General features: G+C 61.1%; 12 protein-coding genes and 2 pseudogenes. 9 read left to right on the top strand and 5 right to left on the bottom strand.

Going from position 1 to position 15603, the window contains the following annotated elements:
• Together I6F38_RS33355 and I6F38_RS33350 are read left to right on the top strand one after the other, a co-directional pair.
• A partial coding sequence (locus tag I6F38_RS33355) for a group II intron maturase-specific domain-containing protein (RefSeq protein ID WP_276573527.1) occupies window positions 1-256 on the top strand: 256 nt, incomplete at its 5' end.
• 79 nt (window positions 257-335) lie between these two features.
• Window positions 336-1118 (top strand): annotated as a pseudogene (locus tag I6F38_RS33350) (IS66 family transposase); the annotation flags it as partial.
• Between the two features lie 324 nt (window positions 1119-1442).
• Here I6F38_RS33350 and I6F38_RS33345 read toward each other — a convergent pair.
• From I6F38_RS33345 to I6F38_RS33325, 5 genes are all read right to left on the bottom strand, one after another.
• The gene (locus I6F38_RS33345) at window positions 1443-1946 is read right to left on the bottom strand and encodes a hypothetical protein (RefSeq protein WP_172647608.1); all 504 of its coding nucleotides are present in this window, start codon (window positions 1944-1946) and stop codon (window positions 1443-1445) included.
• A 117-nt stretch (window positions 1947-2063) separates the two neighbouring features.
• Complete coding sequence (locus I6F38_RS33340) at window positions 2064-2447, bottom strand: hypothetical protein (RefSeq protein WP_172647609.1); 384 nt, start codon at window positions 2445-2447, stop codon at window positions 2064-2066.
• 356 nt (window positions 2448-2803) lie between these two features.
• Window positions 2804-3205 (bottom strand): hypothetical protein, encoded by a 402-nt coding sequence (locus tag I6F38_RS33335; protein ID WP_028337722.1) that lies wholly within the window; start codon window positions 3203-3205, stop codon window positions 2804-2806.
• 904 nt (window positions 3206-4109) lie between these two features.
• Complete coding sequence (locus I6F38_RS33330; protein WP_225163389.1) at window positions 4110-5303, bottom strand: CoA transferase; 1194 nt, start codon at window positions 5301-5303, stop codon at window positions 4110-4112.
• A gap of 131 nt (window positions 5304-5434) precedes the next feature.
• On the bottom strand, window positions 5435-5737 hold the full coding sequence (locus tag I6F38_RS33325) for a hypothetical protein (RefSeq protein WP_172649138.1): 303 nt from the start codon (window positions 5735-5737) through the stop codon (window positions 5435-5437).
• 201 nt (window positions 5738-5938) lie between these two features.
• Between I6F38_RS33325 and I6F38_RS33320 the strand changes: the two genes are divergently transcribed.
• From I6F38_RS33320 to I6F38_RS33290, 7 genes and pseudogenes are all read left to right on the top strand, one after another.
• Complete coding sequence (locus tag I6F38_RS33320) at window positions 5939-8530, top strand: M10 family metallopeptidase C-terminal domain-containing protein (RefSeq protein ID WP_225163388.1); 2592 nt, start codon at window positions 5939-5941, stop codon at window positions 8528-8530.
• A gap of 382 nt (window positions 8531-8912) precedes the next feature.
• Window positions 8913-8996: pseudogene (locus tag I6F38_RS33315) on the top strand (tripartite tricarboxylate transporter TctB family protein); the annotation flags it as partial.
• 476 nt (window positions 8997-9472) lie between these two features.
• Complete coding sequence (locus tag I6F38_RS33310) at window positions 9473-11026, top strand: oligosaccharide flippase family protein (RefSeq protein ID WP_225163387.1); 1554 nt, start codon at window positions 9473-9475, stop codon at window positions 11024-11026.
• Window positions 11027-11028: 2 nt separating this feature from the next.
• Window positions 11029-12867 (top strand): asparagine synthase (glutamine-hydrolyzing), encoded by a 1839-nt coding sequence (gene asnB / locus I6F38_RS33305; protein WP_225163386.1) that lies wholly within the window; start codon window positions 11029-11031, stop codon window positions 12865-12867.
• A 3-nt stretch (window positions 12868-12870) separates the two neighbouring features.
• Complete coding sequence (locus I6F38_RS33300) at window positions 12871-13965, top strand: glycosyltransferase (RefSeq protein WP_172647613.1); 1095 nt, start codon at window positions 12871-12873, stop codon at window positions 13963-13965.
• 226 nt (window positions 13966-14191) lie between these two features.
• A complete protein-coding gene (locus tag I6F38_RS33295; RefSeq protein WP_172647614.1) occupies window positions 14192-14761 on the top strand; it encodes an acyltransferase in 570 nt (189 codons plus the stop codon).
• Window positions 14751-15602, top strand: a complete 852-nt coding sequence (locus I6F38_RS33290) for a class I SAM-dependent methyltransferase (protein ID WP_172647615.1) — start codon at window positions 14751-14753, stop codon at window positions 15600-15602. The genes I6F38_RS33295 and I6F38_RS33290 overlap by 11 nt, the downstream gene beginning before the upstream one ends.
• Window position 15603 lies beyond the last annotated feature (1 nt).

Raw genomic sequence — 15603 nt, 5'->3', positions numbered from 1 at the left:
GACGCTGGACGATATTGCTCGCGAGCTAAACCCGATGGTTAGGGGGTGGATCGCTTATTATGGGCAATACACGCGCTCAGCGCTTTATCCTTTGGCCCGCTACATCAACCAGACGTTAGCTATTTGGCTGAAGCGAAAGTACAAGCGCTTCCATCACCGTTTAGGACGCGCGCGTCTCTTCCTGGAGAAGATCGCGCGTGAGAAGCGCAGGCTCTTTGTGCATTGGCAACTCGGCGATGGCGGCAAGCTTGCCTGATGGGAGCCGGGTGAGGCGAGAGTCTCGCGCCCGGTTCTGCGAGAGGCCGGAGGTGAAATCCCTCCGGCCTACTCACCCGACGGTGCCGGTGCTGGCCAAGCTTAAGACGGTTACCGGTCGGATCTGGACTTATGTTCGCGATGACCGGCCGTTTGGCGGCACGGATCCGCCGGCGGCCCTGTTCTACTACTCACGCAACCGGGCTGGAGAACATCCGCAAAGCCATCTTGCCGGCTATGTGGGCCTCATGCAGGCCGATGCCTTCGATGGATATAACCAGCTCTACAAGGCCCAAAGGAAGCCAGCTCCGATCCTTGAAGCGGCCTGTTGGAGCCACGGTCGCAGAAAGTTCTTCGACCTGGCGAAATCTGGAGAGGCGCCGATTGCCAGCGAGGCCGTGCGACGCATCGATATCCTGTTCGAGATCGAGCGCACCATCAACGGCAAAACGCCGGAACAGCGGCTTGCGGCACGTCGTGATAAGTCGAGGCCGATCGTCGCCGATCTCGAAATCTGGATGCGCCAGCAGCGAACCTTGCTCTCATCAGGCAACGGTACTGCAAAGGCGATCAACTACCTGCTCAACCGCTGGGCGGCGTTCACCCGCTTCCTGGACGATGGCCGCATCTGCCTCTCGAACAACGCTGCCGAACGAGCGCTACGCGGTGTGGCTATCGGAAGACGAAATTGGACCTTCGCCGGTTCAGATGCTGGCGGCAATCGTGCCGCCGCTGTCTATACCCTGATCGAAACCTGCAAGATGAACGACGTTGATCCGCAAGCCTGGCTCGCTGACGTGTTGGCCAGGCTTCCAGATCACCCCGTCAACAGAGTCGCCGACCTGCTCCCGTGGAATTGGAAGGCGACCCAACAGCCAAAGCGGCCGCTGCCTGAGGCGCCGCGGCAGACCGGCGCGACTAGCCGGGGTGCTGGCCGGATGCGTACGAACGGCTGGCAGCTCTCCACAAACCAAAAACATAGAGATCAGCTAACGTCTCGAACCCGTGTGTTCGGAACAGCGCTTACGTTGATCCGGTCAAATCGCTCTTCTCAAAACAAGCCGACTTCAAATTTGAACTAGGCCAAGTGCTCCCGCCAGGGTGACACGCTTCTTTGGCTTGTGGCGTTTGCGCCATAATACCGCGCTTCTAGCGGTGCCGTTAGTGCTTCGCTTCGATATTGACCTTCAAGAATGAAAATAGATCTTTTCTAGCAGCCAGAAGATCCAGGGCTTACGCGGAGGAATTCTAATCGACTGGAACGGGTCAACAGCTGCCGGTTCCACGGCGCGATATATGCGGCCATTTGTGTTTGGATTACTGTTGTCGCTTGTCGAGAAATAGAGAAAAACCCAATCATCCTTCCGGTAGGAAAACCGACCGTGCCCTATGTCTCCAATTTCGATGTCCGCGCAGTGGGCCGGCCCGAGGGGACGGCCATCCTCGGTCAGTTCAAGTCGCGATTGATGGGGTGCTTCAGCGGTATCGGCTATTGCTCGCGAAACGGATGGCTGGTAGCGCCAAGCGTAGCCGCCATAGTACTCGAACGGGCCATACATTATTGTTGGATCGGTGGGCGGTAGAGTGTCCAGATAGAGCCCGATCGGGATGTATATGACCAGCACCGCGGCGAGCGCGTGCCATTTGTTGATTTTCAGTATCCGCGTCGTCACGTCCTGAAGAGGGGGCACGGGATTTCCAGAGTGGTCCGTAGACGAAAGGCTTTGAATCGTCGGATCAAGTGCCCTGAAAATGGTCTGCCCCGAAGTTCTTCAGGCGTGTTCATGATCCGTGTCGTCATCTGAGTGCTATGCAAGCTGCGCGATAAGCCAAGTCAGATACGTTGCGCCGACCGGCGGGAAGAGCATGGCAGAGCTTTTCAGTAGAACGCCGGTGCATGTTACCCCACTGCACATTTCCCAATTAGAGAATAAAAATTGTCCTGCCGCAAATAATCCAACTCCGAAGGAAAGTGTCGCTCGCTCGTCCGTTCCTATGGTCGCGTCTGAAATGACGTCAATAGTGTCTCGGACACTATGCTCCAGGAACCACCAAGCCGGCCAAAAAAGTACGCACAAGGTCTGGCGTGCACCTAAGCGTCCTTCGTGCTTGCGGTAGAAGTGCCCCGCCGTGGCCAGTATGCCCAGCGCGTAAATAAGGAAAAATGGCGCGAGCAGCTTGAATGAAGGCATTGTTTTCCACCCCTTGAACAACAATAACTTTGGTCTATCAACACCTGCGCCGGTGGTCCCGTATCCGGCCCGGATTGCTCGTAGCACGATGCAACTTAGCGAAGCATCTCCGTGAAATTACGAGAACGGAAAAAATGGCAATTTACTCGCCCCGGTCCCGTTGAGTGGATAGCAGGCGCGGCAGTGGCGCCATCCGGGGGCGCGGCGCTGCAGCTTCCCCGTCTTCCCAAGTCTTCTCCGATCGCTTGTGCCGGGCCGCGGCAATAGACCCTATCAGCACCAGCGCGAGGCCCGCGGCGATCATGAGAGCCGGAACCATCTTCTCCCAATCAAAAAGCGGGGCACTCACTTGATAGCTATTTGGCATCATTTACGGCTTGCGCCCTCGCCTGAAGGCCGAGCAATTGAGCTTGGATCATGCTAATGCGATTGTTGACCTCTGCAATCAATTTGTAGGTTCGGTCCAACTCAATGCTCTGCTGGGCTAGCCGCTGTTGCTCAATTCGACGCAGCTCGAGTGTGGCATCTATCGCTGTCGAGCCCAATTGCCTTCGCTGCACCTCAGACAAGCCAATCGAGATGATATTAATAACGACGGCAGCAGTAACGATAGCTCGCGTAGAAATTGTCATGAACAGTTTCCTTGCCCGAGGCAGAAGATGCGCAATGACGGCAATCGAAGGCAGCAAGGCGATCAGATAGACCACAGCAGCAAAAGCGAACGGTGTGAGCCGGTCGCCACCAGCGCTGTATGACATACCGTGTAATTTTAGCGAACGACACCTCAATCAGGATCTCGCTGTGGGGGAGCCTTATCGAGTGCCCGCCGGGTACCTCCGTAGAGTTGAAACGACTCCGACAAACCCTGCTCGCGGCCCTCGCGAAAGGCAAATCGATATGTCGCCCGGACGCACAGTGCGAGGATCAAAATCGAAATTGCCGCGAGAATGAGCCAAGTCATCATGCAGGCCAGCCAATGGTAAGGCGTCGACTAACGTCGACGGCAGCTCGAACATAATAGCGGTGAAAGAGTTTTTTGAATATAAGGACTCCTATCCCTTGGCGGAGGCGGTCACTACCGTATTTTTACGGTGAATCGGTGAGCGGGAGTAAGCGTATGAGTGGGCGTGCGACTACTCGAAAAGAGTTTTATTATTGGGCATCGCTGTTGTTCAGTTTCTCTCCCCTCTGGATTCTTGTGGGACTTCTTACCTTTTTCAAATGGTGATTTCTATCTAGTCCGCAGACCCGCTGGTATGCGACCGGTGGTCTCGCTGTTGGGGAGCTCAAGTATTCGTCCGCGGTCAACCTTGGAATCCAAGTCTTCGGGTCGGATCTCGGCGGCACGACTCCGTTCGGCGCGTTCAGCTTTCCAATCGGTACGGCGGTGAGTAGCATCGATACCCGAGTCGGTTCGATCGGGCGTCGAGTGCAAGTTCACCCGGAATTGGTCGGCGAAGCTCGAATACGCATTTCGGAAGTAAGACTTACTTCGTCGGAACCGCTGACCAGGCGGACGTCAGCTTTCCACAATCATATTCTGCGTGTCGGCTTCAACTATGCGTTCACTCCAACACCGGTTGTTGCAAATACTGAGCTGCGCAGCGCGAACTCCCTTCGATGCCCGACAATCTTGCCGGGCATTGTTGTTTCTGACCTGGCTCACACCACCTTGGCGTCCCTGAGCTTGGCAATCTCGTCGGAGCTGAAGCCGAACTCTTTCAGCACCTCGTCGGTCTGTTCGCCGAATTCCGGCGGCCGCACCACCATCTTGCTCGGCGTGCGCGACAGCGTCACGGGCTGGCCGACTAGGCGGATGGGGCGGTTTTCATCGTTCGGCACGTCTTGCGCAATGCCGAGATGCTTGACCTGCGCGTCCTCGAACATCTGGTCGATGGCATAGATCGGCCCGCAGGGCACGCCGGCCTCGTTGAGCGCGCGGACCCAGGTCTCGGTCGACTTCGTCAGGGTGCACCTCTCGATCTCGGCGTTGAGCGCGTCGCGGTTTTTTGAGCGGGCAGAGGCCGTCGCGTAGTCGGGATGGCCAAAGAGCTCCGGCGCACCGATCGCCTGCGCGCAACGCTCCCAGATCCGCCCGCCCGTGGTGGCGATGTTGATGTAGCCGTCCAAGGTCTTGAACACGCCGGTCGGGATGCTGGTCGGGTGGTTGTTGCCGGCCTGCTTGGCCACCTCTCTCTCCATCAGCCAGCGTGCGGCCTGGAAGTCGAGCATGAAGATCTGTGCCTGGAGCAGCGAGGTCTGCACCCACTGGCCCTTGCCGGAGACCTCGCGCTCGAGGAGCGCGGTGAGAATGCCCATGGCGCAGAACAGGCCCGCCGTGAGGTCGGCGACGGGAATGCCGACCCGCATCGGTCCGCCGCCGGGCGCGCCGGTCACCGACATCAGGCCGCCCATGCCCTGCGCGATCTGATCGAAGCCCGGCCGCTTGTGATAGGGGCCGTCCTGGCCGAAGCCGGAGATGCTGCCATAGACGATGCGCGGGTTGATCGCGGCGAGGCTCTCATAGTCGATGCCGAGCTTCTTCTTCACGTCGGGGCGGAAATTCTCGACCACGACGTCGGCCTTGGCGGCGAGGCGCTTGAAAACGGCGAGCCCGCGCTCGTCTTTCAGGTTCAGCGTCATGGCCCGCTTGTTGCGGTGCAGATTCTGAAAGTCGGAACCTCGCCGGGGGCCGCCCGGCTGCTCGCCACCGGCATCCTCGGTCAGCGCGTCGATCTTGATGACATTGGCGCCCCAATCCGCGAGCTGCCGCACGCAGGTCGGCCCGGAGCGGACCCGGGTCAGATCGAGCACGGTTAAGCGCGACAGGGCTTCCGAGGCATGCGGAAAGGGCATTGTGAAAGGGCTCCGGGACAGATTGCGGGCCTACCATAGCGCCGAAAGACCCTGCGGCAAGCCTGGGCCAGCGCGGATGCCGCCTGTCGAAATGCAATGGCTGGCGCGGTTTGCTGCGCTGCGTGAAGGGATCAGCGCGACAGGCGCTTCAGTTCCGAGCGCGCCTTCTCGGCCAGCGGGTCATCGCCGTAGCGCGCAATGAAAAGCTCAAAGGCCTCCCGCGTTCCTTTCCGGCGGGCGGCTTCGTATTCCTCGGCCACCGCGGCAGCAGGATCGCGGGCCATTGGCATGGTGGGTGATCGTCCCGCCTTGCCGCTGTCATCCGCATTGGCCTTCTCCACCATGACGGGCAGTCCTCCGAAGGGCGTGTGATTGAATCCGGCGAGCGCCGCAAGGGCGCCAAACAGGCCGGCCGCGAGTGAAGATCGTTTCATGAAACCCTTCAAATTACCGGCGCCGCGGGAACCGAGGTTCTTGCTTGCGCCTCGTATGAGTACGGGGTTTGATAGCTAACAGCGCAATTATGGCAGAGGTCCGGGCGCTCTCGCCGCATTTAAACCAAACGTTCAACTCTCTAGCTAGAATCATCTGTTAACGCCTCGCATCGGATGGGCTTGCTGCTTCGGAGTTTCCCTTTGGCTACCGCTGTCACGGTCACCAAGACCAACGACGCCGACATAGACGGCCTGCTGTCGGGCTACAAATGGTCGGGCCCGATAACCTATAGTTTCCCGGATTCGCCCAGCGACTACGCCAATCCGTACGCTGGCGGCAGCAGCGAGCCGACCACGTCGGGCTTTGCCTCGGCGCCGACCCAAATGCAGGCTGCGATCAACTACGCCATTGGATTGATCAACGGCTACGCCAACGCCAACATCCAATACGCGGGCACGAACGGCGCCGACATCATGATCGCGCAATCGCCGTCGGCTAACCCGACTTCCTACGCCTACTACCCCGGCAATTATGCGTCCGGCGGCGACATCTGGTTCGGGACCCAATACAATTACTCGCTCGCCAAGCTTGGCAACTACTATTTCACGACCGCGCTCCACGAACTCGGCCACGCCGTTGGTCTCAAGCACAGCCAGGAGACCGGCGGAGTTGCCAACGTGGCCGTGCCGAGCGCACATGACGACAGCGAATACACTGTCATGAGCTATCGCAGCTATGTCGGGGCGTCCGCGACGAGCGGCTACACCAATGAGGCCTATGGATATCCGCAGACCTTTATGGCCAACGATATCCTCGCGCTCCAGACGATGTACGGCGCGAACTTCACGACCCAGAGCAGCAACACTGTCTACACCTGGAATCCGACCACGGGGCAGGAGTTCATCAACGGTGTCGGGCAGCTCGCGCCCGGCGGGGGCGTCGGCGGCTCGGCCAACCGGATCTACGAGACTGTGTGGGACGGCGGCGGCGTCGACACCTACGATCTGTCGAACTACACGACGAACCTGAGCATCAACCTCAACCCCGGTGCGTCGTCGGTATTCTCCTCCGTTCAACTGGCCTATCTCGGCGATGGCCATTACGCATCGGGCAACGTCTACAACGCCTATCTCTATAACGGCGACGCGCGTTCCTACATCGACAATGCCAACGGCGGGTCCGGCAACGACATGATCTTGGGCAACGCAATTGGCAACGTCCTGAACGGCGGCTCGGGCAACGATACGATCACCGGCGGCGGCGGCAACGACACCATCTTCGGCGGCTCCGGCACCGACACCGCTGTGTATTTGGGCAACAGGGCGAACTACACAGTTAGCTACAACGCAAGTTCGCAGACCTTCACGATAAGCGACCAGCGCGCCGGTTCACCGGAGGGCATTGATAACGTCACTGGCGTTGAGTATTTCCAGTTTGCCGATCGCACGATCGCGGCCTCCTCGGTGCTCCCGCCGATCGTCATCGAAGCCGCTGGTTCGACCAAACTGGACCAGATCGGCAGCTACTATTTTCTCAATGCCGTCAGCGGCGGTACGGGCCCATCAGTCAAATATGCCGGGACGCCTTTTGATGCATCCACTCAGGTCGGAGCCTGGACGCCGATCGGGGCGGAGCAGACGGCAAACGGATATCAGATTGCGTGGAAGGTGATCGGTTCGGATCAGTACTTGGTCTGGAACGCCGACAGCAACGGCAACTATGTCTCCTCTGCGACCGCGGTTGTCTCAGGAAGCAGTGCAATCCTTGAAGCATTTGAGAGCAGCTTCCATCAGGACCTCAACGCCGACGGCGTGAGCGGCATACCTGCGGCGAGCGTAACCGTGGTCGAAGCCGCTGGTTCGACCAAACTGGACCAGATCGGCAGCTACTATTTTCTCGATGCCGTCAGCGGCGGTACGGGCCCATCAGTCAAATATGCCGGGACGCCTTTTGATGCAGCCACTCAGGTCGGAGCCTGGACGCCGATCGGGGCGGAGCAGACGGCAAACGGATACCAGATTGCGTGGAAGGTGATCGGTTCGGATCAGTACTTGGTCTGGAACGCCGACAGCAACGGCAACTATGTCTCCTCTGCGACCGCGGTTGTCTCAGGAAGCAGTACAATCCTTGAAGCATTTGAGAGCAGCTTCCATCAGGACCTCAACGCCGACGGCGTGAGCGGCATACCTGCGGCGAGCGTAACCGTGGTCGAAGCCGCCGGCTCGACCAAACTGGACCAGATCGGCAGCAACTATTTTCTCGATGCCGTCAGCGGCGGTACGGGCCCATCAGTCAAATATGCCGGGGCGCCTTTTGATGCATCCACTCAGGTCGGAGCCTGGACGCCGACCGGGGCGGAGCAGACGGCAAACGGATATGAAATTGCTTGGAAAGTTTCGGGCGCCGATCGGCATACCGTTTGGAACACGGACAGCAGCGGCAACGCCATCTCGGATACTATTGGTGTTGCTGTAACCGTCCAGACATCGGTGCCTCCATGTCCTGCATCGCAAGGGGCCTGGATCGCAGCTAGCAATGATAGTTTCGTATTTCACCGGGACATCGATGGGGGCGGTGTAGTGAATGCCGGAAGCGCGGAAATTGTCGCACCTGATGGATTTTCTTTGGTTACTACCTGTAAACAGCTGATGGAGCTCTTGCACGAAACGCCGAGCGATCAATCCCACGCCATGTCTGAGTTAGGGAGCGATTTTCATGATGCCGTCATGGGGCGGGATACAACCAACGTACGTATGGCCGACCTGAACACGGGCTACTTCGTTGTCCATTAGGCTGTGTGGACAGTTGCCTTAGCCAGAGCGGAGCGGTAGCGATCGTTAAGATGGCGAAGTAATTTCGAGCGGTTTTTCGTAGCGCGTTGCGACGCGCCTGAACCGCTGCAGTTTTGAGAAGCAGCGTTCGATCACGTGACGCTCGGCATGGAGAGGCTTGTTGAACGGATGTTTGATTGCCCATGAGGGGGTGTTCGCGAGATGACTTGTGTGCCTTTTTGCGCCGATGGTGGATAGCAACGCATCCGAATCGTAGGTCGCATCGCCGTCAGCACATTGGCTGAGAGCCCCTCGATGAGCGGTTGGGCTTGAGGCGCTTCGCCAGCTTGACCTGCCGTTAGGCCGATGGCTGTTCTGCTGCGCGCGCTCGCCGTCAGCGCGCGGCTACGACAATTGGCGTACAGGCGCGTCCTGGGATGCGACCGGGCTCGAACCCGGTCACTTCTCGTTCTATCTCTGCATCATCCGGCAGCCTCTACGGCCTCACGACGGTCCTTGCGCGGCGGTCGAGAGACCTTCGTCACGCGCGCAGGCCCGCCGCGTGATGACGGTGCTCGAGTTGGCGCACGCAGTGAGCCCGGAACGTGCCTGGGTCAGATCGAGCATGGCGAAGCCCGACAGGGCTCCGGATGTGGCGGAAAGGGCATTTAGATACCTCTTATTTGAACGGGCGGCTTTGGGTCTCTGCTTATCTGCTTTAGAATTTAGACAGGCCTTTCCAATTGTTGCTTGAACGACAAGCCAGGCCGGAAACAACCAGCCATGGTTCCGTGAAGATCGGCTCCTGTATTTTGCGGTCCTGGCCTGGCCCCACACCTCCCCGCCGTCTGCGAACCCTCGACAATCACCGCGCCGGCTGCTAGCCCGTCGTCATGCCGAATGGGTTTTGCCCTTACGGAAGAGGCACTTGAGGCGTATCGGAGCGATGGACCGAAAGCGGGCATGGCGGTGAAAAAGGGTCCATCCGATCTGCTCGGTAACTCGGCATGGAACGCGACCGCCTTCGCGGTCGCGGTGCTGCTCAATCTCGCGATCCTGCCGTTCGTGATTTTCCGGCTCGGTCTCGCCGCGTTCGGCGTTGCGGGTCTGGTGACGGCCTGTGTCGCGCCGGCGCTGATGTTCAGCAATGCGCTCGGCCTTTCGACGGCGCGCGAGCTCGCGCAAAGGTTGGAACCGTCCGACCGCGACCTGGCACGGCGATTTTTCGCGACCGCTCTCGCGCTTGCCATCGTCCTTGGCGGCCTGATCGCGGCGTTGCTTGCCTTTGCCGGCGCGCCACTCGCACGACTGGGATTCCACCTCGGCGGCCCGGCCGCCGACGACCTCGGGCTCGCCTTCGCATTGGCCGGCGCCGGTTGGCTGTTCCAGTGCCTGTTCGCCGTCTTCCTCTCGCTGTTCACGGCGCGTCAGGACTATCGGCGGATCGCGTCGATCAGCATCACGGGCACGGTGGTGACGACGATGTCGATGCTGCTGCTGATCCCCTACGCGCCGCGTGCCTCCACCTTCCTTGGCTGTCAGGCCTTGGGCTTTGCAACAAATCTCGTGATGGCTTTTGCCTGGTCGCGCCACGCCATCAGTGACTGGCTGGCACGGCCAGCGCTCGATCGCGGTGCGCTGCGTGCACTGGTCAAGCTTGGCGGTTGGCAGTTCGCAGCACAAAGCGGCGCGCTGTTCGCCGGGCAGGCGGACCGCTATCTGCTCGGAGCGCTGTTGCAGCCGCAATTCGTCGGCTTCTACAGCGTTGCGCAGCGGCTGGAGGAGGCGGTCTATATCGGTGTGCTGAAGATCGGCGAGATCTTGTTCCCGTTCTTCAGCACCCTGCAGAGGGAAGATGATGATCGCAAGGTCGACCTCCTGCTGCGCTCGTCCTGGATTCTCAATGTGCTTGCCGCGAGCGCGCTGGGCGGCCTGATCCCGGTCGCAGGCGCATTGCTGCATCGATGGACCGGCGCCGAGGTCGCCGCCGAGGCCCAGCTGGTGCTGGTGGTACTCGCGATCAGCGGAATATTGGGGTCCAGCGCCAATGTGTTTGCGTTCTATCTGCTGTCGCAGGGGCGCTCCAGTTCCAACGCGCTGATCTCGCTCGTCACGGGCATCTTCACGCTGGTGACCAGCGCCGTCGCGCTGCCATATTTCGGCTGGGAGGCGGCCGGTTGGAGCTCCTGTGTCGGGATGGTCGCCCAGATGGTGATCACCGTGCTGTTGCTGCGGCGAACCTTCCGCCTTTCAGGTATGTGGTCACGGATGTTGCATTTCGTATTGATTCCGCTCGGCACGGGAGTAGCCATCGCGCTGGCGCTGCGTTCGCAGCTCGGCCACGCGTCATTCGACTACGCGCCGTCATGGTGGTATGTGGTGTCGCTCTACGGAGTGTCGGCGGGGGCGATCTTTGTCGCCGCCGTTGCCGCCTCGCAGCTCGGTCCCTATCGCGCCGTGTGCTGGCGGGATCTTCGCGTCATCAGCAGTCGCTTCCTGCCCTTCAAGGCCATCTAGACATGTGCGGCATCGCAGGCATCGTCAATCTGCGCGGCGCTTCCGTGGAGCCGGCCGACATCTCGCGGCTCACCAATTTGATCGCGCATCGCGGTCCGTTCGGCGAGGGCACCTGGTTCAATGCCAAGCGAAACGTCGCCTTCGGCCATCGCCGGCTCGCCATCATTGATCCCGGTGAGGGCGGCTATCAGCCGATGGTGTCAGCCGATGGCCGCCATGTGATCGTCTACAATGGCGAGATCTACAACTTCCTCGAATTGCGCCGCGAGCTCGAGGCGAAGGGCGCGGTTTTCCGCAGCCAGTCCGATACCGAAGTGGTCCTTGCCGCCTGGCAGGCTTGGGGCGAGGACATGCTGCTGCGCTTCAACGGTATGTGGGCGCTGGCGATCTACGACACGGCCACGGATGATCTGTTCCTGGCGCGCGATCGCTTCGGCATCAAACCGATGTTGTATGCGCTGTCGTCCGGGCGCTTCGTGTTCGCGTCCGAGCAGCGCGCGCTGGCGCGGAGTGGGTTGGTCGAAACGTCGCTCGATGTCGATGTGGCGCGGCGGCTGTTGCTTGACCCGTTCGGGATCGAAGGCAGCGAACGGACGCTGTTCGCGCAACTGCGCCGCCTGCAGGGCGGCCACTGCATGTGGTTACGCCAGGGGCGTGTGCAGGTGCGCCGCTGGTGGCGGACCGTGGACCATCTGCCGGCGATTCCGGATACCGAGACGGCGCGCGTCGAGCGCTTTCGCGACCTGTTTCAGGATTCCGTCGCGCTGCGGATGCGCAGCGATGTTCCGATCGGGACCTGTCTGTCCGGCGGCTTCGATTCGTCCGCGGTGATCTGCGCCATGGCGACCCATGAGAAGGCCGGCATGGGACCGCGGGACTCGACGGCCTGGCGACACGCCTTTGTCGCGACCTTTCCCGGCGCCAGCAACGACGAGCGGCCGATGGCGGAGGAAGCGGCCGCGTGGGCCGAGGTGGCACCGAGCTTTCTCGAGATCGGGCGCTCCGACGCGCTCACCGACCTTGACCGCATCCTCGACGATAATGACGACGTCTATATCGGGCTGCCGAGCGCGCCGTGGTTGATCTATCGCGAGCTCCGGCGCCAGAACGTCACCGTGTCACTCGACGGCCACGGCGCGGACGAATTGATGGGCGCCTACCTGCAGGAGGGGCAGTCGGCCGCATTCCGGATCCGGAACGCAGCAGCCGCGCTCACCTCACGATCGCAGCTGGCGCAGCGCGGCATCGACTTCCTGCGCGCGCAGATGATCAAGCGCGAGGGGCACTACTTCCTGCGCGGAGGCGCTGCGGCCGCGCCTGCGCCGCTGCCGCTGGTCGCCGAGGATGACGAATTGCCTGATACATGGGGCGCGTTGAACCGGCGCCTCTACCGCATGTTCCATTCGACCACGCTGCCTACCATTCTGCGCAATTTCGACCGGCTCTCGATGGCGCACGGGATCGAGGTCCGCATGCCGTTCATGGACTGGCGGCTGGTCACTTACACGATGGCGTTGCCGGAAACGAGCAAGTCGGCTGATGGCCTGACCAAGGTGGTGGCGCGGCAGGCGATGGCGAACCTGATGCCCGAAAGCATCCGCACCGCGCGCCGCAAGGTAGGCTTCAACTCGCCGATGCCGGAATGGCTGAACGGGCCATTGGCGGGCTGGACGGCAGAGCTGCTCGAGCGGAATGTTCCGGCATTCGCCGAGTTTGTCGACGAAACGCCCCTTCGAAAGACGGTCGGCCGCTTGACGGCGTCGCAGAGCTGGGATTGGAAGAGCGTCGGCCGGATCTGGCCTTACTTGAACATGAAATGGATGTTGGCAAGGTCCGCGTAACCAATGCGTCTGTTCCAGAATAGCGGTCTCTATCCGTCCTATTTGCCGAGGCTGAACCAGCTCGCGGCAAAAGCGTCAGGTTTCGACGCGCGCCGCGACGTGTTCCTGCATGATCGATTTGGCGCCGCGCATTTTCTAAAGCCCGTGCTCGACGGCGCAGCTGAAGCCTTCTTCACGAATGGCGACGACGAGGTGCTGCAGCGCCAGTGGGCGCGTGAGCAGGGCATGAAGGAATCGCCGACGCTCGAGGCCATTCTGCTCGCGCAGATCGAGCATCATAGAACCGAGGTGTTCTACAATCTCGATCCGGTGCGCTATCCGAGTGCGTTCGTCGCCAAGCTTCCCGGCTGCGTGAAGAAGATGCTGTGCTGGCGCGCCGCGCCTTCCGGAAATGCCGATCTGACCGCCTATGGCGCGGTGCTTGGAAACTTCCCCTCGATCCTCGAGGCGTGGCGCAGCAAGGGGTGCCGGGCGGAGCTCTTCTTTCCCGCGATCGACCCTGTCATGGAGCAGTACGGCCACGGCGAACGGCCGATCGACGTGGCGTTTGTCGGTGGATATTCGCGGCATCATAGCGCGCGGGGCAGGACGCTCGAACAGGTCGCCGCCCTGGCGGCTGATCGCAAGATCGTGTTCTGCCTCGATGCGTCGCGGCTGACGCGGCTTGCCGAAAGCGCGGTCGGTCGATTGCTGCCGCTGCGCAAGCACCGCCGCCCCGACGCCATCGCGCGAATCGCGAGGTTGCCGCTGTTCGGCAGGGACCTCTACGAGCTGTTCGGATCGGCGAAGATCGTGCTCAACGGCGCAATCGACATGGCTGGCAGCGACCGCGGCAATATGCGCTGCTTCGAGGCGATGGGTTGCGGGTCGCTGCTCGTGTCGGATGCCGGCAACTATCCGGAGGCGATGCAGGACGGCGTCACGATGCGCACCTACGACGTTCCCGAGCGGGCCGCCGAGGCGATCTCACGCAGCCTGCAGGATTGGCCTCAATGGGCCGGGATCGCCGCCTCCGGCCGGAGCCGTGTGCAGGAGACCTACAGCAAGGCCTCGCAGTGGGCACAGTTTATCGATCTCGTCGCGCGGATTGAGCCATGATAGACGTTGCACAGATCCGAGCGGAGGGCGATGGGGCCGCGATGATGTCTGCAAGCAACTTGATCCATCAACTCAAATGGGGGCCGACGAATGTACCGTGCCGCACTGTAGCGCCGAAAAAAGGAGGCGACGATGCGAGTCTGTTCGCCCGGTACAGCGGCGGGCGCGACCGGTTCAACGAGCAAGCATCTATGCTAACGCCATCGCCCAGAATTGAGTTGAGCTGATGAATCTCGACTATTGCCTGCAACGACTTGTGGGACGGGCAACCTGCCGTCTTGGAGCTGGTGCAAAATTGATGCGGACAGCACGCATCCGCAACATTCGTTGCGACAGCGATCGAATCGTCGTCGGAGATAACAGTATTATCCGCGGGGAGTTGATGACCTTCGCGCATGGTGGAGAGATCAGGATCGGCGAGTGGTGCTACGTCGGCGAAGGAACCCGGATCTGGTCTGCGACCTCGATCGAGATCGGCAACCGCGTCCTGATCTCGCATTCGGCGAATGTTTTCGACAATCTCACGCACCCGCTGCGGGCGGCCGAGCGGCACAAACAGGTCCAGCAGATTTTCACCCGTGGGCATCCGAACGATATCTCGCTTGATGAGAGTCCGGTCAAAATCTGCGATGATGCGTGGATCGGCGCGGGTGCGATGGTCTTGCGCGGTGTGACGGTGGGCCAGGGCGCTATCGTCGCGGCCGGCGCGGTTGTGACCAGGGATGTCGCGGCGTTTTCGATCGTTGCGGGCAATCCGGCCGTATTGGTGAGGGAGCTTGGGCCCGATGAACGGTGAGCGCAAGTTTACCACCTGGGAGGACGCGGTGGTCTGGCTGCGCAATCAGCCGGACCAGCGCCAGCTTGTGCTCGATGCATTCTACGACGATCCGCTGGCCGACGCTGCCGAACGCTATTTCCGGAGCTCCGAGTGGCAGGCGGTCGCTTCGCTGCTGGCCGGCCGGTCCGGCGCCGCGCTCGATGTTGGCGCCGGCCGCGGCATTGCGAGCTACGCGCTCGCCCGAACCGGCTTTGCCGTGACGGCGCTCGAGCCGGATCCCAGTGCGATCGTGGGAGCGGCGGCGATCCGCGATCTGGCAGGGCAGACGCAACTGCCGATCCGGGTGGTCGAAGAGTTCTCCGAGCGGCTGCCGTTCGCCGATGCGGCGTTCGATCTCGTCTTCGCCCGCGCCGTGCTGCACCACACGCGCGATCTCGAGGGAGCATGCCGGGAGATGTTTCGCGTGCTGCGGCCCGGCGGCATGCTGATCGCCGCGCGCGAGCATGTCATCAGCAAGGAGGCGGACCTTCCCCAGTTCCTCGCGCAGCATCCGCTGCATCATCTTTACGGGGGCGAGCATGCCTTCCTGCTCGATCGCTATATCGGCGCGCTGACCGCCGCAGGGTTTTCCGCGATCGACACGCTGGCGCCGCTGCAAAGCCCGATCAACCTGTTTCCCTATACGGTGGAGACCCTGAAATCGGCGATCGTGACCAGGTTGACGCAAAAGGTTCCGGTGGCGCCGCTGTGGCGAACCGCGTTTGCGTCACGCCTTGTGTTCGGCTCGCTGCTGTCGATGGCCGAACGTTTCGACAATCGACCGGGCCGGCTCTACTCCTTTGTCTGTCACAAGGCGTGAG

It is taken from the genome of Bradyrhizobium sp. BRP56, from assembly GCF_020194035.1.
Classification (GTDB): domain Bacteria; phylum Pseudomonadota; class Alphaproteobacteria; order Rhizobiales; family Xanthobacteraceae; genus Bradyrhizobium; species Bradyrhizobium australafricanum.
This window is presented reverse-complemented; position numbering and strand designations above follow the sequence as displayed.